The organism is Pseudomonas sp. C321, from assembly GCF_055407105.1.
In genome coordinates, this window is sequence record NZ_JBUZRB010000026.1 from 1 (window position 1) to 1,922 (window position 1,922).

A 1,922-nucleotide genomic window follows, 5' to 3' on the forward strand; every position below is an offset into this window, starting at 1 on the left:
CGCACTGCCGATTTCAACACCTTTGTCATAGATGACGACGGTGCTGTTGGCTTCCGCTTGACCGCTGAGGGTTGGCTTGCTGTCGTCGGTGGTAGCGCCGGGTTTCAGGTTGCCCTGCACTTCACCCACGTCATCGTAGATCGACTCAATAGTCGGTTTGACCGGTGTAATAGTGTCGATGGTGAGATCAAAGCTGTCCGACGCCCCGCTGATATTTCCCGTCGCATCGATGGCCTTGACCGTCAGTGTATGGTCACCTTCAGCCAACGCCGTCGTCGGGGTAAATGTCCAGTTGCCTTTACCGTCAACCGGCACACTGCCGATTTCTACGCCCTTGTCGTAGATGACCACGGTATTGTTGGCTTCGGCTTTACCACTGATGGACGGATTAACGTCGTCAGTGCTGTCGCCCGATTTCAGATTGCCCTTTACCTCCCCGACATCGTCGAATACCGATTCAATACTAGGTTTGATGAGCAACGAAGCATTCACAGTGAAATCGAAGCTATCAGACGCCACACTTGTATTACCCGCAACGTCGACGGCCTTGACCGTCAGCGTATGCCCACCACCCGCCAGAGCTGTTGTCGGGATGAATGTCCAGTTGCCTTTACCGTCAACCGGCGCACGGCCGATTTCAACGCCCTTGTCATAGATGACGACGGAGCTGTTGGCTTCCGCTTTACCGCTAAGGGTCGGCTGGGTGTCGTCAGTGATTTCGCCTGGTTTCAGGTTGCCCTGTACATCGCCTTGATCGTCGTAGACCGATTCAATCGTCGGTTTGACCGGTGCAATGGTGTCGACCGTTACTACGTAGGCATCGGACGGCGCGCTGACGTTGCCGGCCTTGTCTTCGTTGGTCACGGTGAAGCTGTGCTCGCCGTTGTTCAGCGGGCTTGGGGTGAAACTCCAGTTGCCCTTGCCATCCACTTCAACACTGCCCAACAGGCTGTCGTTGTCATAGATATGCACGGTGCTGCCCGGTTCGCCATTGCCCGACAAAGTCGGGGTGGTGTCATCGGTGCTGCCACCGTTGGCAATCGGACCCTGGATCTCGCCGACGTCGTCGAACACTTCGCCAATGACTACTTTACCTGGCGCCGCAGTATCGACGGTCAGGTCAAACACAGAGGTCGGGGCACTTTCGCCACCGACTGTGGTGACCACGGTTGCGGTGAGGCTGTGCTCGCCTTCTGCCAAGGCTTGAGTCGGCGTGAAGCTCCACTCGCCTTTGCCATTGGACTGGGCCGAACCCAGCAATACCTTGCCGTCGTAGATGTTGACGGTGGAGTTGGCTGTCGCCTTGCCATGCAAAGTCGGCTTGGTGTCGTCAGTGACGTCGCCATTGCCGAGGTTGCCTTGTTTGCTGCCGACGTCATCCGTCACGCGAATGATCACGATATCCAGATCATCGGTGTTGACCGTGAAGTCGATCGGCACGCTCTGCTCGCCCAGGTTGCCGGCTTTGTCTACGACCGCCGTGCTCAGACTGTGGCTACCCTCGGCCAGAGGTGTACCTGGGGTGAAGCTCCAAACACCCTCGCCATCAACCGGCACACGGCCGATCTCAACGCCTTGGTCATAAATGATCACGGTGCTGTTGGCTTCAGCTTTGCCACTGAAGGTCGGGGTGTTGTCGTCGGTGGTGTCGCCGCTGACAATTGGACCCTGAATCGCGCCCACGTCATCGCTCAGCTCAGCCGTGGCTTTGCCTGGGGCGACAGTGTCGATGGTGATTGGGTAACCGCCGGTGCTCGGACTGGTGTTACCAGCACTGTTGGTCGCGGTCGCGGTGATAGTGTGCAAGCCGTCTTTCAGGTCTGCATCTGGCGTGAAGCTCCAGTTGCCTTTGGCGTCTGCATCGACCGTGCCCAGCAACTTGCCGTTGCTGTAGATCGACACCGTAGTACCCGCTTCGGCAG

1 protein-coding gene is annotated in these 1,922 nt (G+C 57.6%); it reads right to left on the reverse strand.

The window, feature by feature from the left end; genetic code table 11:
- On the reverse strand, nucleotides 1-1,922 hold a 1,922-nt coding region (locus ACZRJ6_RS26190), incomplete at both ends, for an Ig-like domain-containing protein (RefSeq protein WP_463993567.1).